This window comes from Rhizobium sp. BK251, from assembly GCF_004345245.1.
Lineage (GTDB): Bacteria > Pseudomonadota > Alphaproteobacteria > Rhizobiales > Rhizobiaceae > Rhizobium.
In genome coordinates this window covers 568,082-585,416 of the sequence record NZ_SLUQ01000001.1, presented here as the reverse complement: position 1 = coordinate 585,416, position 17,335 = coordinate 568,082, and the positions used below count along the sequence as shown (strand labels likewise).

The following is a 17,335-nucleotide window of genomic DNA, read 5'->3' as shown; positions in this document are numbered from 1 at the left end:
GCAGGTTGAAATGCTCACAAGCCAACGCAAGGCAATCATCCTCGACGTGCTCCGCCGCGACGGACAGGTCGTCGCAAAACGGGTCGCAGAGGATCTGGGACTATCGGAGGACACGATCCGCCGTGATCTGCGCGACATGGCTGCAGAGGGCCTGCTGCAGCGCGTGCATGGCGGCGCAATGCCGCTCTCGCCGGAACTGCCAGACTTCACGGCACGGAGAAGCGTCTCATCGCAGGTGAAGGCCAGCCTCGGTGCGCGCGCTGCTGAAATGGTGCGGCACGGGCAGATGATCTTTCTCGACGGCGGCACGACGACCGCCGAGATCGCACGACACCTGCCGCGGGATTTCCCCTTCACCGTCGTGACGCATAGCCCGACGATCGCCGCGGAGCTCGAGCATCACCCGACGGCCGAGGTCGTGCTCATCGGCGGGCGGCTTTACAAGCACTCGATGGTATCGACGGGGGCCTCGGCGATGGCGGCCATTTCGCTCATCAGGCCGGAGATCTTCTTTCTCGGCGTTACCGCGATCCATCCGGCGCGCGGCCTTTCGACCGGCGACTTCGAAGAGGCGGCGATCAAGCGGCATATCGCGCAATGCTCGGCCGAGACCTACTTGCTCGTGACCGAGGAAAAGATGGACGCGGTTTCGCCCTGCCGGGTCATGGCGCTTTCGGAACTGTCAGGCATGATCGTGCCGGCGGAGCTGCCGGAAGAAAGGCTTGCCCCCTATCGCGACATCAATCTCGCGATTCTCGAGGCGCAGCCAGCCCGATGAAACGGCCAAACGCTTCGAGGCTGCACGCCGGGATACGGCTTGCAACGAGGGCGCAGACGAAGATCGCGAAGGCGATATAGGACGGCGCGGTTCCTTCAGTGCCGAAGCTCAGCAGGAAGGCGGCCGGCGGCTGGATGACAGCGAGGAGCCCCGCAACCCACGAAATACCGAAGAACCTCGCCACAGCCGGCCCGAGATCAGGCGCCGTCGCGAGCGCGACCAACGCGCTATAGACAGCGCAGACCCAGATCACCAGCCTGACCGGAGGCGACCCGCCAGGCGACTGGCTCTCATCCTCCTCGAACGCGATGAAGAGGTAGGCGATGAAGGCCGCCAGGAACAGGAACGGTGCAGGTGCGGTCTCGGCAAGCAGGAAAGCTGTCATTCGCTGGACGGAGCCAAGATTGCCGAGAAGCAGCGAAAACGGCGCCGATGCGAGAAGCCAGACCAGCACGACCGGGATCCAGGCATGGCTCATCGACAGGTGACGGATGCGCGCCACGGTCAGCAGGAACACCACGATGCCCGCGGCCCAGAGACCGAGCGGCTTGATGGTGCCGGACATCAGCACGATGATCGGGCTGCAGGCACCTGCCGTCAGCGTGCAGCCGGAAAAGGCCACCGTCAGCCAGGTGAAATAATCGAAGCACATCGCAAAGAACAGGAACTGCGCGACGCACATCAGCATCCAGTAGAGATAGCGGCCTGCGAACATCTTGCCCTCATGGCAACAGGTGACGATGCGGCCGCAGTCTACGCGATTGCGGAACCGAAGCATCCGCTGTCGCCTGACTTGGTTTATCAAATATTAGAACAGACTTATTTTAAGTCGGCGGGTGGATTGTTCCGGTGCGATCACGCGAAAACCGCATCCGAGACGCGCACTTCGCCGACCCGAATACCGTTCCAGTTGCTGAGCGGGTGATTGGCCATCGCGAGCAGCGCGGCCTGCACGGGCTCGTCCTTGCGGAAAAAGCGGGCAAGCGTGGCAATGACCATGGCTTCTGCGGCACGCGTCGTTCCGTCGTCGCATTTGACGGCGATTGCGATGCCCTGCTCCGGGACCGCTGCACAGAAGACACCCTCGGCACCCGTCTTTGCGAAGATGCGGCCGGGCGCGATTTCCATGAGCTTTGTGCAGATGCGGCCCGTGCCGGCGACATAGAACGGCTCGGCCATGCAGGCCTGCATCAGCCGGCGCGAGGCGTTGGCGCGGACGGGATCAAGACCGGTGCCGGTCGCCATCCGGGCGAAGCCGTGGGCAAGGCCTCTCAAGGGCGTCGCATAGGTCGGGATCGAACAGCCGTCGGTGCCGCAGTTGTCGCGCCCGAGCACCGCACCCGTAAGGCTTTCCATCGTGCCGCGGATTTCTTTCTGCAGTGGATGGTCGTAGCCGACATAGCCCTTGTGCTCGATACCCTGGTGGCAGCAGGCGCAGACGAAGCCCGAATGCTTGCCCGAGCAATTATTGTGAAGCGCCGTCGGCTCGTCGATGGTGCGGGCCTGGTGGATCAGCGTCTTCTGGTTCGACGACCAGTGGGCACCGCATTCGAGAGCGTTGACGTCGCGGCCGGCGCGAGCAAGCATCGAGGCGGCAAGCGCCACATGCGCGTCCTCGCCGCTGTGGGAGGCGCAGGCAAGCGCCAGTTCCTTGTCGCCGAAGCCATAGGCATCCGCCGCACCACTTTCGACGAGGGGCAGCGCCTGCATCGCCTTGCAGGCGGAGCGCGGAAAGACGCCGGCCTCGATATCGCCCACGGAAAGGACCAGCTCGCCGTCGCCATCGACGACCGCGATAGAGCCCCGATGGCGGCTCTCCACCAGCTGACCACGGGTAACTTCAACGGTGACGGGATTGGACATGGACGGGATTCCGGATGATTAGAGGTGTCGCCAGCCATAGCGCGGAGCGACCGCGATGCCAACAGCATCGAGCGTCGATCACCGCATCTAACCTTGCATCACATGATGTGACGTTGCCCAATCAAAACAAGGTTTTCGACCGGCGGCCGAAGCAGATAAAGGTGGCATATCAGGATTGATTTCATGCCCTCCTCTTTTTCTTCCGTCATCAGCGACAGCCGCATTCGCGTTCCGACGCTGACCCTTGTGGCGCTTGCCTTCACCTATGCGTCGACGGTGCCTTACCAGTCGATCATCGGCATCAACGAGCTTGGCCTCAGCGACGCCGGTTATTCGGCGCTGATCTTCGCCGCCGCCGTGGTCAATGTCGCGAGCAGCCTGACGCTCGGCATCTGGTCGGACAAGCTGAAGGAGCGGCGTCCACTGGTGCTGGCGCTTTCGGTGGCCGGCATGCTCGGTTTCGGGTCGATCGCCATCCTGCACAATGCGCCCGTCTTCATCCTTTCGGTCCTTTTCCTGATCCCGCTCAGCAACAGCACCTATTCGCTGCTCTTTGCCAGCGTGCGGGCACGCACCAACCAGATGGACCGCGGCCAGGCGGCAGCCATCACCTCGACCGTCCGGGCTCTCTATTCCGGTTCCTGGGCGCTTGCGCCCGGCATCATCGGCCTCTGCCTGGTCGGTTCTCCGTCCATGACGCCGGCCTATGGGATCGCGGCGCTCGCAAGTGTCACCTGCTTCTGCCTCTATTTCTTCTTTGCGCCGCGGAACGGGCCGGCGCCGACATCGCTCGACACGACGAGCTTCCTTTCGTCGCTCGGCCGCGTGTTCGCGCCCCATGTTCTGTTGCGCGTCATCGTCATGTCGCTGCTGCTCGGCCTGCAGCGCCTGAGCGGGATGGTCTCCCCGCTCATCGTCACCCATGCAGCCGGCGGCACCGTGGTCGATGTCGGCTTCTTGGCAGGCTTGACCGCATTTCTGGAAATGCCCTTCATGATGATGTGGGGGCTGGCCCAGAAGCGCTTCCAGACCGTGCATGTGCTGGCCTTCGGCTCCCTGCTCTACTGCATCCACCTGGTATTGCTCGGCTTCGCCTCGGCCCGCTGGCAGGTCTATGCGCTGCTTCCCATCAACGCCTGCGGAGCGGCGGCGATCCTCAGCGTGCCGATCACCTACCTGCAGGATCTCATAGCCGATCGGCCGGGCCTTGGCAGCTCGCTGATCTCGCTCAACACCTTCATCGGCATCGGGGTCGGCGCGGGGCTCTTCGCGTTCGGGACCGCCGTCTCCGACTATTCCGGCACGGTGCAGATCGCGGCTGTCGCAGGCGTGATCTCGGTCGGCCTCCTCATGCTGCTGGAAAGCGGAAAACGGCAGGCACGCACTGCCTAGAGCGAACTGATACGGTAGGCGCAACGGCGCGCACCAAGCAGGATGTGCTCGGAGCGCTCTACCCGGGCCCCGAGCACGCTGCGGAAGGTTTCGAGCTCCGAGCGGCAGAAACCGGCGCAAGCGGCCGCAGCCGTGCAGATCGGGCAGTGGTTTTCCACGAGGAGGATCGACCCGTCATCCTCGCTCCAGCTGTCGGCCATGTAGCCCTCGCGCGTGCGGATCGCCGCAAGCTGGCCAACCCTGCCCGCAAGATCCGGCGCGGTCACCTCCCGTTGGTAGCGGCCGATCGTTTCCGCCTCGCGGGCCGAGATGATCGCGTCCAGTGCGTCGCTGCCAAGAGTATCGACCAGCGCCGAAAGCAGGCTGGCGGTCAGCTCCGCATGGCCATCCGGAAAGGTCTGATTGCCGGCGGCGGTCAGATGCCAGAGCTGCCGCGGACGGCCGCGCCCGACCGCTGCCTCGGTCACCGGCGCCACGAGCCCATCCTCCGCAAGCTTGGCGAGCTGCTGTCGCGCCGCCTCCCCTGTTATGCCCAGCGAAGTACCGATCGCGGCGGCGAGTTGCGGCCCTTCGGTTTTCAGCAGGAGCAGGATACGGTTGGACGGCGATTGGCGCATATAATTTTCCAAGTTCAGGCTTGCTTTAATCGCAAAGCCATGCAATTTTCCAATTTATAACTTGGAAAATAAGAATCCGCTAGGGAAGACATCGGGGCAGACAGTGATGAGCAGCATCGACAGGGCGTTCGCTCCGTCCACGTCCGTCTTCCAGCTCTTCGCGCCCGCGCTTCTTCCGGCGACGCTGATGCTCGGCGGCGGTGTGACGCTCTATGCCGTGGAGAGCTACATCATGGCCACCATCGCGCCGTCCATCGTGCGCGATATCGGCGGCCTGCCGCTTCTTTCCTGGGTGACGACGCTCTATGTCGCCTGCGCCGTCCTCGGGTCCGTCTTTGTCGCCATGCGTCCGCGCGGCATGGGGCTGCGGATCGCCTACCTTATCGGGGCGGTGATCTTTGGCATGGGTAGCCTCGTCTGCGCGGGCGCGCCGGTCATGGAAGTGATACTTGCCGGGCGCGCCATCCAGGGGTTCGGTGCGGGCGTGCTTGCGGCACTTGCCTATGCCTTCGTGCGGTTCGCCTACCCGGAGCCGCTCTGGCCGAAGGCCTCGACGCTCTACGCCGCCATATGGGGCATTGCGACGCTGCTCGGCCCGAGCGCGGGCGGCCTCTTTGCCGAGGGCAGCAACTGGCGCTACGCCTTTATCGTCCTGGTTCCGCTTGGCCTACTGATGGCCGCGCTTGCGCCGATCCTGCTGCCGAAGGCCACGGACGATCGCGCGCCTGGCGGGACGCCGATCCTGCAGATCGGGCTGCTGCTTGCCGCCGTGCTGCTCGTCAGCATTGCCGGGACAGCGGAACAGACGGGCCTGAAGGCGTTGTTGATCGCGCTATCCGTCATCGCGATTTCCCTGATGCTGGCGACCGAGCGTCGCGGCGGCACCCGACTGCTGCCGACGGGTGCGGTGATACTGTCGAAGCCGGTCGCGCGGGTCTACCTCACGATGTTCGCGCTGCTGCTCGTTCTGACCAGCGACATCTATATTCCCTACTTCCTGCAGGCGCTGCACGGCGTGAGCCCGCTCGTTTCGGGCTATCTGACGGCGCTGGTGGCACTCGGCTGGACCTTCGCAGCCTTCTTCAGCGGCAGCCTCACCGATCGTCGCGCAGCCAACGCCATCATCGCCGGCTGTATTATCGAGGCGCTGTCGACCGCTGCTCTCGCAGTCTTTCTCGCACGCGAAAACCAGTCTGGAAGCCTTCTCGTCCTTGCGCCGGCCGCGCTTGCCATGTTGATGATGGGGTTCGGCGTCGGCCTGGGCTGGGCGCATCTGGTGACGAAAGTCCTGCGTCTGGTCAACAAATCCGAACAGGACAAGGCCTCGGCCGCGATCTCGACGGTCCAGTCGCTTGGCAGCGCCTTCGGCGCGGCGGTTGCCGGCGTGATTGCAAACAGCACCGGGCTGATTGCGCCTGGTGGCGTCGAGGGCGACATTTCGGCCGCCCATTGGCTCTATGCCGTCATGGCGCTGCCCGGTCTCGTCACCATTGCAGCGGCATTGACGCTCAGAGAGAAAGAATGATCTTGCCGACGTGGCTGCCGCTTTCCATCAGCCGATGGGCCTCTGCCGCCCGCTCGAACGGAAAGACCTTGTGGATGATCGGGGCGGCTTCACCCTTGTCGAGAAGCGGCCAGACCTGAGAAAGCAGGTCGTCGCGGATGGCCCTCTTCTCCTCGCCCGTACGGCGGCGCATGGCGGATCCCGTGATCGTCAGCCGGTTCCGCCTGATCGGCAGCAGGTCAAGCTCTTCCGCGACCGTGCCGCCGTGAAAGGCGATCATCGAAAGGCAGCCGTCCTTGGCGAGGATCGCAAGATTCTTCTGGAGATAGGGAGCGCCGATGATATCGAGGACGGCGTCGACACCCCGGCCATCCGTCTCGCCCTTGATGACCGCAGCAAAGTCTTCCTCCTTGTAGTTGATCGCCCGCTTCGCACCGAGCTCGACGCAGATCGCGCACTTCTGCGCCGAACCCGCGGTCACGTAGATCTCGATGCCGAAGGCTTTGGCCAGCGCTATCGCGGCCGTGCCGATGCCGCCGGTGCCGCCATGGACCAGCACGCTTTCGCCTCCGGTAAGGCCAGCCATCTGGAACAGGTTGGCCCAGACGGTGAAGAAGGTTTCCGGCAGTGCTGCTGCCTTCACTGCATCGTATCCCTTCGGGAAGCGCAGCGCCTGGCCGGCCGACACGGCACAATATTCCGCGTAGCCGCCGCCGTCGACGAGCGCACAGACCCTGTCGCCGACCGCAAAGCCCGACACGCCGGGCGCAAGCGCGACCACCTCGCCCGCCACGTCATGGCCGAGAACGGGGTTGGCATTTTTTTGCGGCGGGTATTCGCCCTTTCGCTGCAGGATATCGGGGTAGTTTATCCCGGCAGCCTCGACCCGGATGAGGATCTCTCCGTTCTTGAGGGATGGCAACGGCGCCTTGGCCAGAACCATGGCTTCAGGCGGGCCAAAGGATGGAAGGTCGATGAAACGCATCTCGTCCGGCAGGCGCATCGCGCTAATCTCCTTGCTTGCGGGGGATGCCAATCAATTAAATGAGAGGGACCGCATTGGGAAGGAGGAGCCTTGCCACGGCGTCAATTCGTCTCGCCCAGCCGATGAAAAACGAGGCCGCTGTCGCTGTTCTTCGCCTCCGCCTTGATGTCGGCAATAGCCGCACTCACACGGCTGATATCGTCGACGACGAGGCCCTTCGGCAACTCGAGAACGCCAATCGAGCAGCGCATCAGCGGGAAGAAGGTTTCGGTGCCGCTGCGGTCGTGGCCGCGAATATAACCAGCAAGGCGGTCGTCTTCCGAATAGAGGCCGAGGACATCGTCGTGAAAATCGCCGATCAGGCGGTCGAGGATTTCCGTGAGTTCCTCGACGGTCCAGCCGGTGACTCCGATGAAGAAGTCATCACCACCCACATGGCCGAGGAAATGCCGCTCGGCAAAGAAGTAGCGGCGCATCAGCGCGGCAAACAGCGAGATCGCGTGGTCGCCCAGATGGAAGCCGTAGGCATCGTTGAAGGGCTTGAAATTATCGAAGTCGCAATAGCAGAAGTGCCGCGCCTCGTCGTCATCGCGGCCTGACTGGCGCATGAAGTCGCGAATGGCGCGGTTGCCGGGAAGCCCGGTGAGCGGGTTCTGGTCCTGGGCGATCTTCAACTGCTTTTCGTTGATGACCTTGATGAGGGCCGCGGCCGAAACCACGCCCGCGTAGCGCATGTTGTCCGTCAGGATCAGGCAGTCGCTGCCGTCCATGTTGGCGAAGATGGACATCAGCTGCTCGGCGTCGCTGTCGAGGCCGACGATCGGCGCCACCTCGACGAAATGCGAGATCGTGCGCTCGTAGACCTTGTTCTTCAGAAGGTCGCGGCCGAACGGCTGATAGATGTATTCCTTGAGGTGCTGCTCGTGGATGATGCCACGGGGCTCGCCATTGGCGTTGAGCACCGGAAAGAAGGCCTGTCGCGGATTGCGCCGGAAGAGTTCGAAGACGCTGTCGATACCGTCGTTCTCGTAGACCGCCGGCAGGCGTTCTATCTGCTTGCGGATGAGGATCTCGTCGAGCGACTGGTTGTTGCGCTTGAGCTTGCCGAGATCCTGCAGGTGGGCAAAGGAGGACTTCAGCTCCGTGGTGAACGTAGTCGGGCGGGCGATGAACCAGCCCTGCACGAGATCGACGCCGTATTCGCGGCAGGCAAGAAACTCCGCTTCCGTCTCGATGCCTTCGGCAATGACGCGCGTCCCGAGCACGTGGGCGATGTTGACGATGTTCTTCAGCAGGTGGCGCTTGCGCGGGCTCCGGTCGACATCGGCCACGAAATGGCGGTCGATCTTGAGATAGTCGACGGGATGGTCGCATAGCAGCTTCATCTCGCCGTGGCCGACACCGAAATCATCGATCGCGAGCTTGAAACCGGTCTTGCGCAGCTTCGACACGAGCGCGGCGAATTCCGGAACGCTGGTATTGTCGAAGCGCTCCGAGAATTCGAAGCATACCGAGGAAGGCGGTATGTTGGCCGTCTTCAGGTGCTGCAGCAGGTTTTCGACCATGCGCTCGCCCTGGGGTATGAGCCGCACGTCGAGGTTCAGGAAGAGCGTAGCTGTCGAGAAATCGGCAAGCGTGGCGAACTTCGCAAGCGCCCGGCTCGCCACCATCTGTTCAAGAGCCAAGAGCTGGCCGCCGGCATAGGCTTCATCGAGAATTTCGACCGGCGTGTCGAAGCCGATCCTCTCCTGCCCGCGCATCAGGGACTCGTAGCCGAACACGCTTCCGGTGCCTGCCTCTACGATCGGCTGGAACGCGTTTTCAATCACGAGCTTGGCGAGAGTGACAATCTGGTCGCTGGCGTACCGGCGCAAAACACCCGGTTCGACGGTGGCAGTCAACGACATGCCGATCTCCACTGCAGAATTATGTTATTTTTTTCTGCATGAAGATGCCGCACAACAGTCAACGAAGTCTTTCCGGAAGATGAAAGTTTTGTGACACGGCTCACCGCCCGCGCGGGACGATTCCCCCTGCGTTCAACTCCACAATGGCAGTGATTCCAGCAGCTTACGCGCTCCTGCGCCTTTCGGCCTCATAGTCGGCGAACATGTCCGCAACGCACCTTCCGCCGCCTCGCGGATGATCGCTGCCCGCGACCTGTGTGCCATTGCAGAACTCGCCCAGCTTGCGAGCGGCATCCCAAAGCCTCAGCGCTTCGCGCACGACCTCGCTGCTCGAAGCATAGGTGCCAGTATCGACTGCTGAACGGATGCCTGCGGCCTGCTGCGGGGAAATGGAAACAGTTACCATCGGCATGAAATTGCTCCCTGTTCATTCGGTGGGCAGTGCCTGCCCAAGGGGACGCATTACAATTCCTGGCCTTGACCGGCGTTCGTGCGCCGGCACCTTCTTATTGTTCTTTTGACGTACTCAACGTCCCGCCGTGCTCACGACGGATAAAAATTGTAACGCTATGTGATTATATTGTCAAAAAGGAAACTGGGGGCGAAAGCGGCCGTTTTCGACCGCCTTCGCCATTCAGGCACGGATGCCAAAACCGAACGCGATCAGGGCCCAGCCCTGGAAAACCAGGTCGATCGCAAGGAAGAGGCCGAGGATCCAGAGGCTGTTGACGGGCCAGCCGAGCGCAATGACGAAACCCGCAAGCACGGTCACGACGCCACCGGTCACGATCCAGCCCCAGCCCTTGTGCGGTCGCAGGCGCAGGCCGACCCAGACGCGGAAAAGGCCCGCCGCCAACAGGGCGATGGCAAGGAAGAGCGTTAGTGCCGCCGACGCCAGAATGGGATTCATGAAGGTGAATAAGCCGGCAAGCAGGTAGAGCAGCGCGCTCAGCGACCAGAAGAGAACGTGCTCCCATCCCCTAACCTGGAATGCCTGGATGAGATGGATGATGCCGCCAACGAGCATCAGCGCACCGACATAATATACAGAGACCACAGTCGCGACCAGCAGGTTGCCGAAAGCGATGCCGCCGCAAATCAACAACAACACGCCAAGTATGACAAACCAGATCCACTTGGACTGCAAGCCGGTGGATGGAACCTGATCATAAACATTTGCCATGACATTCACCCCATTTTCCCAGCGAATATTAGAAGGATAGCAGAGAATGTGGTGCAGCAACAAGCTTTGGAAAGCCCGTCCCATCCTCAACCAGCAATCGCATAACTCTGTCGATTTTTTTATTGATTGACGGATCAATCAAAAATAAACTGACCCAAGGGAAGGGTCGGACATGCCGAAGGTTGGAATGGAGCCGGTGCGCCGCAAGGCGCTTGTAGATGCGGCGTTGCGCGTGATCGGCGATCACGGCTCGCTGACCGTCACCATGTCCGAGATCGCCCGGCAGGCAGGTGTTTCTGCCGCGCTCGCCCACCACTATTTCGGCAGCAAGGAGCAGTTGCTGATCGAGACCGTCCGCAGTCTTCTAAGGCAGTTACGCGACGATGCCGTGACAGCACTGAAGGCGGTGGACACGCCGCGCGAAAAGCTGTCGGCAATCATCCGGGTCAGCTTCCAGGCAAACCAGTTCATGCCGGAAACAATCGCGGCCTGGCTTGCCTTCTACGCCGAGGCGCAGCGCTCGGAGGAGACGCGGCGCTATCTCGTGGTCTATGCGCGGCGGCTGCGTTCCAACCTGATAGCGAACCTGAAGCGCCTGTGCGCGAGCGATGACGCGGAACGCATCGCCGAAGGCGCGGCCGCGATGATCGACGGGCTCTACATCCGGCAAAGTCTGAAATCGGCCCCCGTCAGCATCGAGGCATCTGTCGCGCTCACGGAGGACTATCTGACCAGGCAATTGGAGGCGGTGAGGAGATGATAGATCGCATCCGTCCCCACGCCGGAAATCGCCGGCTCATCCGGAACGGCGATTTCGAGAAAGACCCGAACACGATCGCAGAGGGACCAACCCGTTGAGCCAGTCGAAACCCAACATACTGATCATCATGGTGGATCAGCTCAACGGAAAGTTCTTTCCGGACGGGCCGGCAGAATTCCTGCATGCGCCGCACCTGAAGGCGCTCGCCGCACGATCGGCCCGTTTCCGCAACAATTATACATCCTCGCCGCTCTGCGCGCCGGCGCGCGCCTCCTTCATGGCCGGGCAGTTGCCGAGCCGCACCGCCGTCTACGACAACGCCGCCGAATATGCCTCCTCGATCCCGACCTATGCGCACCATCTGCGCCGGGCCGGCTATTACACCGCTCTCTCAGGCAAGATGCATTTCGTCGGCCCCGACCAGCTGCACGGCTTCGAGGAGCGGCTGACGACCGACATCTATCCCGCCGACTTCGGCTGGACGCCGGACTATCGCAAGCCCGGCGAGCGGATCGACTGGTGGTATCACAATCTCGGCTCGGTGACCGGGGCGGGTGTGGCCGAGATCACCAACCAGATGGAATATGACGACGAGGTCGCGTTCCTCGCCAGCCAGAAGCTCTACCATCTTTCCCGCGAGAATGACGACGCAGGACGCCGGCCCTGGTGCCTGACGGTCTCCTTCACCCATCCGCACGACCCCTATGTGGCTCGCAAGAAATTCTGGGATCTATACGAAGATTGCGAGCACCTGCTGCCGGAAGTGGGCGTGCTTGCCGATGACCAGCAGGATCCGCACTCAAAGCGCATCATCCACTCCTGCGACTATCAGAACTTCGATGTCACGGAGGAAGATATCCGCCGCTCGCGCAGGGCCTATTTCGCAAACATCTCCTACCTCGACGAGAAGATCGGCGAACTGGTCGACACGCTGACGCGGACGCGGATGCTCGACGACACGCTGATCCTCTTCTGCTCCGACCACGGTGACATGCTGGGCGAGCGCGGGTTGTGGTTCAAGATGAACTTCTTCGAAGGCTCCGCGCGCGTGCCGCTGATGATTGCCGGCCCCGGGATTGCACCCGGCCTGCATCTGACGCCGACCTCGAATGTCGACGTGACGCCGACGCTGGCCGACCTTGCCGGAATTTCGATGGACGAGGTCAAGCCCTGGACGGACGGCGTGAGCCTTGTGCCGATGATGAACGGAGTAGAGCGTACCGAGCCGGTCCTGATGGAATATGCGGCGGAAGGTTCCTACGCGCCACTCGTCTGCATCCGCGAGGGCCGCTGGAAATACGTCCACTGCATGCTCGATCCCGACCAGCTCTTCGATCTCGAGAGCGATCCGCTGGAACTGGCGAACCTCGCCCACGATCCGGATTTTGCCGACGTCGTGGCACTGTTTCGAAGGAAACGCGAAGAGCGCTGGGACATGGGCGCATTCGACGCTTCCGTGCGCGAAAGCCAGGCGCGCCGCTGGGTGGTCTACGAGGCGCTGCGCAACGGCTCCTATTTCCCGTGGGACCACCAGCCTCTGCAGAAAGCCTCCGAGCGCTACATGCGCAACCACATGGACCTGAACATCCTCGAAGAATCCAAACGCTATCCGCGGGGAGAGTGAGATGAAAGCCCAACCGAAAGCCTCCCACTTCATCGACGGAGAATATGTCGAGGACGCGAGCGGCACCGTTATCGAAAGCATCTATCCGGCAACCGGCGAGGTAATCGCCAGGCTGCACGCGGCAACGCCCGCGATTGTCGAAAGGGCGATCGCTGCGGCCAAGCGCGCCCAGCCGGAATGGGCGGCGATGAGCCCGACGGCGCGCGGCCGCATCCTGAAGCGGGCAGCCGATATCATGCGCGAGCGCAACCGCGAACTTTCCGAGCTCGAGACGCTCGACACCGGCAAGCCGATCCAGGAGACGATCGTCGCCGATCCCACCTCTGGGGCCGATTCCTTCGAGTTCTTCGGGGGCGTCGCCGCGGCAGGCCTTAACGGCAGTTACATTCCGTTGGGGCAGGATTTCGCCTATACGAAGCGCGTCCCGCTCGGCGTCTGCGTCGGCATCGGCGCCTGGAACTACCCGCAGCAGATCGCCTGCTGGAAAGGCGCCCCTGCCCTCATCGCCGGCAATGCCATGGTCTTCAAGCCATCGGAGAGCACACCGCTCGGTGCGCTGAAGATCGCCGAAATCCTGCACGAGGCGGGTCTGCCGAAGGGCCTCTACAACGTCATCCAGGGTGACCGGGAGACAGGCCCCCTGCTCGTCAACCATCCGGACGTGGCGAAGGTGTCGCTGACCGGTTCGGTGCCGACGGGCAGGAAGGTGGCCGCCGCCGCCGCAGGCAGCCTGAAGCAGGTGACGATGGAGCTCGGCGGCAAGTCGCCGCTTATCGTCTTCGACGACGCGGACCTCGACTCGGCGATCGGCGGCGCGATGCTCGGCAACTTCTATTCGACCGGCCAAGTCTGCTCGAACGGCACCCGCGTCTTCGTGCAGAAGAAGATCAAGGGCGAATTCCTCGAGCGGCTGAAAGCGCGCACGGAGGCGATCCTGATCGGCGACCCGATGGACGAGGCGACGCAGCTGGGCCCGATGGTTTCCCGCGCCCAGCGCGACAAGGTGCTTTCCTACATCGACAAAGGCAAGGCGGAGGGCGCGAGGCTGCTGACCGGCGGCGGTATCCCCAACCATGTATCCGGCGAAGGCTATTATGTGCAGCCGACAGTGTTCGCCGACGTGACGGACAAGATGACGATCGCGCGGGAGGAGATTTTCGGCCCGGTCATGTGCGTGCTCGACTTCGATGACGAGGCGGAGGTGATCGGCCGCGCCAACGGGACGGAATTCGGCCTGTCGGGCGGTGTCTTCACCGCCGACCTGACCCGCGCCCACCGCGTCGTCGACCGGCTGGAAGCCGGCACGCTCTGGATCAACACCTACAATCTGTGCCCGGTCGAGATCCCCTTCGGCGGCTCGAAGCAATCCGGCTTCGGACGCGAGAATTCGCTCGCCGCGCTGGAACACTACTCGGAACTGAAGACGGTTTATGTGGGCATGGGGCCTGTGCAGGCGCCATACTGACCATCGAAGTGCGGCGAGGCGACGCGAAACAGCAGGCAGACGCGCAAGGGAAAGATATGCGGCAGGCAGACTACATCATCGTCGGATCGGGTTCGGCGGGCTCGGCGCTCGCCTACCGGCTTTCGGAGGACGGCAAGCATTCCGTGCTCGTGCTGGAGTTCGGCGGTAGCGACATCGGACCTTTCATCCAGATGCCGGCGGCGCTCGCCTGGCCGATGAGCATGAAGCGCTACAACTGGGGTTATCTTTCCGAGCCGGAGCCGAACCTCAACAATCGCCGCATTACCGCGCCCCGCGGCAAGGTCATCGGCGGATCGTCGTCCATCAACGGCCTCGTCTACGTGCGCGGCCACGCTGAGGACTTCAACCGCTGGGAGGACCTCGGCGCGCGCGGCTGGGCCTATGCCGACGTGCTTCCCTACTTCAAGCGGATGGAACACAGCCATGGCGGCGAGGAAGGCTGGCGCGGCACGAATGGGCCGCTGCATGTCCAGCGCGGCCCGGTGAGGAACCCCCTCTTCCACGCATTCCTCAACGCCGGGAAGCAGGCGGGATTCGAGACGACGGAAGACTATAACGGCAGCAAGCAGGAAGGCTTCGGCCTGATGGAGCAGACGATCTGGCAAGGTCGTCGCTGGTCGGCCGCCAACGCCTATCTGAAACCCGCGCTCAAGCGGCCGAACGTCGAGCTCATCCGCTGCTTTGCCCGCAGGACCGTGCTGGAAAACGGGCGTGCGACCGGCGTCGAAATCGAGCGCGACGGCAAGATCGAGATCGTCAGGGCGAACCGCGAGGTGGTCGTTTCCGCGTCGTCGTTCAACTCGCCGAAGCTGCTGATGCTCTCCGGCATCGGCCCGGCCGCGCATCTGAAGGAGATGGGGATCGAGGTGAAGGTGGACCGGCCGGGCGTCGGCGCCAATCTTCAGGACCACATGGAGTTCTATTTCCAGCAGGTCAGCACCAAGCCGGTCTCGCTCTATTCCTGGCTGCCGTGGTTCTGGCAAGGCGTGGCGGGCGCGCAGTGGCTGCTTTCCAAGCGAGGCCTCGGCGCCTCCAACCAGTTCGAGGCTTGCGCCTTCCTGCGATCGGCGCCCGGCGTCAAGCAGCCCGACATCCAGTACCACTTCCTGCCGGTCGCGGTGAGCTACGACGGCAAGGCGGCCGCTAATACGCACGGCTTCCAGGTGCACGTTGGCTACAATCTTTCGAAGTCACGCGGCAATGTCACGCTACGGTCCGCGGATCCGCAGGACGACCCGATCATCCGCTTCAACTACATGAGCCATCCGGAGGACTGGGAGAAGTTCCGCCACTGCGTGCGGCTCACCCGCGAAATCTTCAGCCAGACGACATTCGACGAATTCCGCGGTCCCGAAATCCAGCCCGGCCAGCATGTCCAGACGGACGACGAGATCGACGAATTCCTGCGCGAACACCTGGAGAGCGCCTATCACCCCTGCGGCACCTGCAAGATGGGCGACAGGAACGACCCGATGGCGGTCGTCGACCCCGAGGCGCGTGTCATCGGCGTTGACGGGCTGCGCGTTGCCGATTCATCGGTCTTCCCGCACGTGACCTACGGCAACCTGAACGGCCCATCGATCATGACCGGGGAGAAGGCCGCCGATCACATCCTCGGCCAGCAACCGCTGCCGCGCTCCAACCAGGAGCCCTGGATCAATCCGAGATGGCAGGTGAGCGACAGGTAGGGGGAGCTGACTGCCCGCTCACACTCGCCGTGATCGGTCAAAGCTGATACGGAATGCGTATGCCGGGCAGGTCGGGCTGGAAGTCCTTCGTGTTCCTTGTGACCAGAAGCAACGACTGAGTATCCGCGGTTGCCCAGATGATAGCGTCCGGCAGTTTCAGACGGTGGGCCTGCCTGATGGCGACGGTTCGCTCGGCAATGGTGCCGTCGAGCGGCACGACACGAAAACCATTCAGAAAACCGCGGGTTGCCTCCAGAACCTCGGCACGTGCGCCAATCATCACCTCCATCCAGGTTATGATGCTTATCGCGCGTGTTTCGTAGCGCTGGAACTCGTCGCGAGCCTGCGGAATCATGTTCAGATAGTCGATGAGGATATTCGTATCGAAGAGTGCATTCACCATTCGCTTCGAATCTTCTCTTGATAGGCCAATCCGTCGACCACCCTGTTCCCCCAAAGTCCGAAGGCCTCGGCGGTATGCTCGGCACTGCTTCGCCCAAGAAAATCGTCGACGGCTTCACGTATGACGGCGGCCCTGGAGACCCTCTTTGCCTTCGCAATTCGATCCAAGGCCTTGAGTTCGGCCTCGCCTATGTCAATGAGGGTACGCATCGCCGTCTCCAATATCTGATATCGTCAATATATATCATCTCTATTACCGCTTCCAGTTCCTTAGAGAAATCCTATCCAGCGGCCGGCGACGATTGCGGCGATCCAGGTCATCATCGACAGGGCGGCGGAAATACGCAGCGCCGGACTGACGACGCCATCCGAGACTGCGATGCGCCAGTCCTGCCCCGCATGGACAACCAGCACGTTGACCGCACCGAGGGCAAGCAGGCCCACTTTTGCGAGGAAGGCCGGATTCTGCACATATTCGAACGGCCGCACGGCGAAGAGGCAGAGCCCGGTCGCGACGGCGGCACATAAGCCAAAGCCCGCCGCTCGCGACAGGAACGGCCCGACGGCTTCCAGCGGAACCGTGCGGAAGAGGCCGACAAGACGGAGATCGAGCGGCAGGATCGCGCCGACCAGCAGCCCGATCGAGAGGATATGGGCAGCGTTGGCGAACATGTAGAGGATCGCCGATCTCTTCAGCGAGACCGCGACCGGCGTCAATGCCAGCCATTCCAGAATGTCCGCCACCATCCGGTCAGTTCGTCTCGATGCGTTCCGGATAGATGTTGTAGACCTTGCCGGAGACGGTGATGCGGACAGCCTTCATGCGCTTCTCGTCCCGGTCGAGCGAACGGTTGCCGAGCGCGACGATCTGGTCGCCCACCTTGGCAACGCCTTCGACGAAGCCGGAGCGCTCGGTCTGGCGCGGGTTGCCGAGTTCAATGCGCCAGATGCCGTCATTTGCGGTTGCGACTTCGAGCGTCGGATGCGGCGGCTCCATGGAAATCGTGTGGATCGTGCCGGAAAGCTCGATCTGATCCGCCTCGGCCCAGGACCAGCCGTGATGAGCGGTCGCGGCAGTCGCAAGCAGAAGTGAAACACCCGCAGCCACAAGAAGCTTCTTCGATGACGGAATGAACATGCTGACCT

18 protein-coding genes are annotated in these 17,335 nt (G+C 62.6%); 7 read left to right on the top strand and 11 right to left on the bottom strand.

Going from position 1 to position 17,335, the window contains the following annotated elements:
* The first annotated feature begins 10 nt into the window (after nt 1–10).
* Nucleotides 11–778, top strand: a complete 768-nt coding sequence (locus EV286_RS02790) for a DeoR/GlpR family DNA-binding transcription regulator (RefSeq protein ID WP_132955470.1) — start codon at nt 11–13, stop codon at nt 776–778.
* Here the strand turns inward: EV286_RS02790 and EV286_RS02785 are convergent.
* Together EV286_RS02785 and EV286_RS02780 are read right to left on the bottom strand one after the other, a co-directional pair.
* The gene (locus EV286_RS02785; RefSeq protein WP_132955469.1) at nt 741–1,556 is read right to left on the bottom strand and encodes a hypothetical protein; all 816 of its coding nucleotides are present in this window, start codon (nt 1,554–1,556) and stop codon (nt 741–743) included. The two genes, EV286_RS02790 and EV286_RS02785, sit on opposite strands and share 38 nt — an antisense overlap.
* A gap of 77 nt (nt 1,557–1,633) precedes the next feature.
* Nucleotides 1,634–2,641 carry an asparaginase gene (locus tag EV286_RS02780; RefSeq protein WP_132955468.1) on the bottom strand — a complete coding sequence of 336 codons (1,008 nt, stop codon included), beginning with the start codon at nt 2,639–2,641 and terminating at the stop codon, nt 1,634–1,636.
* Between the two features lie 183 nt (nt 2,642–2,824).
* Between EV286_RS02780 and EV286_RS02775 the strand changes: the two genes are divergently transcribed.
* Complete coding sequence (locus tag EV286_RS02775) at nt 2,825–4,033, top strand: MFS transporter (RefSeq protein ID WP_132955467.1); 1,209 nt, start codon at nt 2,825–2,827, stop codon at nt 4,031–4,033.
* On the opposite strand, the gene EV286_RS02770 is transcribed toward EV286_RS02775, so the two are convergent.
* Entirely contained in the window at nt 4,030–4,650 is a 621-nt protein-coding gene (locus tag EV286_RS02770) for a metalloregulator ArsR/SmtB family transcription factor (RefSeq protein ID WP_132955466.1), read from the bottom strand. The genes EV286_RS02775 and EV286_RS02770 overlap by 4 nt on opposite strands.
* A gap of 106 nt (nt 4,651–4,756) precedes the next feature.
* On the opposite strand from EV286_RS02770, the gene EV286_RS02765 reads away from it, so the two are divergent.
* Nucleotides 4,757–6,175, top strand: coding sequence for an MFS transporter (locus EV286_RS02765; protein ID WP_132955465.1), 1,419 nt, complete (start codon nt 4,757–4,759; stop codon nt 6,173–6,175).
* Here EV286_RS02765 and EV286_RS02760 read toward each other — a convergent pair.
* From EV286_RS02760 to EV286_RS02745, 4 genes are all read right to left on the bottom strand, one after another.
* On the bottom strand, nt 6,159–7,157 hold the full coding sequence (locus EV286_RS02760) for an NAD(P)H-quinone oxidoreductase (RefSeq protein WP_132955464.1): 999 nt from the start codon (nt 7,155–7,157) through the stop codon (nt 6,159–6,161). The genes EV286_RS02765 and EV286_RS02760 overlap by 17 nt on opposite strands.
* An 83-nt stretch (nt 7,158–7,240) precedes the next feature.
* Nucleotides 7,241–9,046, bottom strand: a complete 1,806-nt coding sequence (locus EV286_RS02755) for an EAL domain-containing protein (protein WP_132955463.1) — start codon at nt 9,044–9,046, stop codon at nt 7,241–7,243.
* Nucleotides 9,047–9,209: 163 nt separating this feature from the next.
* Nucleotides 9,210–9,458 (bottom strand): type II toxin-antitoxin system ParD family antitoxin, encoded by a 249-nt coding sequence (locus tag EV286_RS02750; RefSeq protein ID WP_132955462.1) that lies wholly within the window; start codon nt 9,456–9,458, stop codon nt 9,210–9,212.
* Between the two features lie 222 nt (nt 9,459–9,680).
* Complete coding sequence (locus tag EV286_RS02745; RefSeq protein WP_132955461.1) at nt 9,681–10,229, bottom strand: HdeD family acid-resistance protein; 549 nt, start codon at nt 10,227–10,229, stop codon at nt 9,681–9,683.
* Nucleotides 10,230–10,401: 172 nt separating this feature from the next.
* On the opposite strand from EV286_RS02745, the gene betI reads away from it, so the two are divergent.
* The 4 genes from betI (at nt 10,402) to betA (ending at nt 15,787) form a co-directional block, all read left to right on the top strand.
* Nucleotides 10,402–10,989 carry a transcriptional regulator BetI gene (gene betI, locus EV286_RS02740; RefSeq protein ID WP_132955460.1) on the top strand — a complete coding sequence of 196 codons (588 nt, stop codon included), beginning with the start codon at nt 10,402–10,404 and terminating at the stop codon, nt 10,987–10,989.
* Between the two features lie 94 nt (nt 10,990–11,083).
* Nucleotides 11,084–12,613 carry a choline-sulfatase gene (betC, locus tag EV286_RS02735; protein WP_132955459.1) on the top strand — a complete coding sequence of 510 codons (1,530 nt, stop codon included), beginning with the start codon at nt 11,084–11,086 and terminating at the stop codon, nt 12,611–12,613.
* 1 nt (nt 12,614) lies between these two features.
* Complete coding sequence (betB, locus tag EV286_RS02730) at nt 12,615–14,078, top strand: betaine-aldehyde dehydrogenase (RefSeq protein ID WP_132955458.1); 1,464 nt, start codon at nt 12,615–12,617, stop codon at nt 14,076–14,078.
* 56 nt (nt 14,079–14,134) lie between these two features.
* Nucleotides 14,135–15,787 carry a choline dehydrogenase gene (gene betA / locus EV286_RS02725; RefSeq protein WP_132955457.1) on the top strand — a complete coding sequence of 551 codons (1,653 nt, stop codon included), beginning with the start codon at nt 14,135–14,137 and terminating at the stop codon, nt 15,785–15,787.
* A gap of 37 nt (nt 15,788–15,824) precedes the next feature.
* Here the strand turns inward: betA and EV286_RS02720 are convergent, their stop codons facing one another.
* Genes EV286_RS02720 through EV286_RS02705 form a run of 4 tightly spaced genes read right to left on the bottom strand, consistent with a single transcriptional unit; the run spans nt 15,825 to nt 17,327 of the window.
* Nucleotides 15,825–16,190 carry a type II toxin-antitoxin system VapC family toxin gene (locus EV286_RS02720; protein ID WP_132955456.1) on the bottom strand — a complete coding sequence of 122 codons (366 nt, stop codon included), beginning with the start codon at nt 16,188–16,190 and terminating at the stop codon, nt 15,825–15,827.
* Nucleotides 16,184–16,399 (bottom strand): CopG family transcriptional regulator, encoded by a 216-nt coding sequence (locus EV286_RS02715; protein ID WP_132955455.1) that lies wholly within the window; start codon nt 16,397–16,399, stop codon nt 16,184–16,186. The genes EV286_RS02720 and EV286_RS02715 overlap by 7 nt, the downstream gene beginning before the upstream one ends.
* Nucleotides 16,400–16,459: 60 nt before the next feature.
* Nucleotides 16,460–16,933: a DUF6644 family protein gene (locus EV286_RS02710; RefSeq protein ID WP_132955711.1), complete on the bottom strand. Its 474-nt coding sequence runs from the start codon at nt 16,931–16,933 to the stop codon at nt 16,460–16,462.
* A gap of 7 nt (nt 16,934–16,940) precedes the next feature.
* A complete protein-coding gene (locus EV286_RS02705; RefSeq protein WP_132955454.1) occupies nt 16,941–17,327 on the bottom strand; it encodes a DUF6152 family protein in 387 nt (128 codons plus the stop codon).
* Nucleotides 17,328–17,335: the final 8 nt, after the last annotated feature.

What these genes read in the sequence shown, in the direction of transcription:
- EV286_RS02750 (WP_132955462.1), bottom strand. Translation starts at nt 9,458, where the DNA reads ATGCCGATGGTAACTGTTTCCATTTCCCCGCAGCAGGCCGCAGGCATC.
- EV286_RS02705 (WP_132955454.1), bottom strand. Translation starts at nt 17,327, where the DNA reads ATGTTCATTCCGTCATCGAAGAAGCTTCTTGTGGCTGCGGGTGTTTCA.
- EV286_RS02720 (WP_132955456.1), bottom strand. Translation starts at nt 16,190, where the DNA reads ATGGTGAATGCACTCTTCGATACGAATATCCTCATCGACTATCTGAAC.
- EV286_RS02775 (WP_132955467.1), top strand. Translation starts at nt 2,825, where the DNA reads ATGCCCTCCTCTTTTTCTTCCGTCATCAGCGACAGCCGCATTCGCGTT.
- EV286_RS02760 (WP_132955464.1), bottom strand. Translation starts at nt 7,157, where the DNA reads ATGCGCCTGCCGGACGAGATGCGTTTCATCGACCTTCCATCCTTTGGC.
- EV286_RS02715 (WP_132955455.1), bottom strand. Translation starts at nt 16,399, where the DNA reads ATGCGTACCCTCATTGACATAGGCGAGGCCGAACTCAAGGCCTTGGAT.
- EV286_RS02765 (WP_132955465.1), top strand. Translation starts at nt 4,757, where the DNA reads ATGAGCAGCATCGACAGGGCGTTCGCTCCGTCCACGTCCGTCTTCCAG.
- EV286_RS02755 (WP_132955463.1), bottom strand. Translation starts at nt 9,046, where the DNA reads ATGTCGTTGACTGCCACCGTCGAACCGGGTGTTTTGCGCCGGTACGCC.
- betI (WP_132955460.1), top strand. Translation starts at nt 10,402, where the DNA reads ATGCCGAAGGTTGGAATGGAGCCGGTGCGCCGCAAGGCGCTTGTAGAT.
- betA (WP_132955457.1), top strand. Translation starts at nt 14,135, where the DNA reads ATGCGGCAGGCAGACTACATCATCGTCGGATCGGGTTCGGCGGGCTCG.
- betB (WP_132955458.1), top strand. Translation starts at nt 12,615, where the DNA reads ATGAAAGCCCAACCGAAAGCCTCCCACTTCATCGACGGAGAATATGTC.
- EV286_RS02745 (WP_132955461.1), bottom strand. Translation starts at nt 10,229, where the DNA reads ATGGCAAATGTTTATGATCAGGTTCCATCCACCGGCTTGCAGTCCAAG.
- EV286_RS02790 (WP_132955470.1), top strand. Translation starts at nt 11, where the DNA reads ATGCTCACAAGCCAACGCAAGGCAATCATCCTCGACGTGCTCCGCCGC.
- EV286_RS02770 (WP_132955466.1), bottom strand. Translation starts at nt 4,650, where the DNA reads ATGCGCCAATCGCCGTCCAACCGTATCCTGCTCCTGCTGAAAACCGAA.
- EV286_RS02780 (WP_132955468.1), bottom strand. Translation starts at nt 2,641, where the DNA reads ATGTCCAATCCCGTCACCGTTGAAGTTACCCGTGGTCAGCTGGTGGAG.
- EV286_RS02785 (WP_132955469.1), bottom strand. Translation starts at nt 1,556, where the DNA reads ATGCTTCGGTTCCGCAATCGCGTAGACTGCGGCCGCATCGTCACCTGT.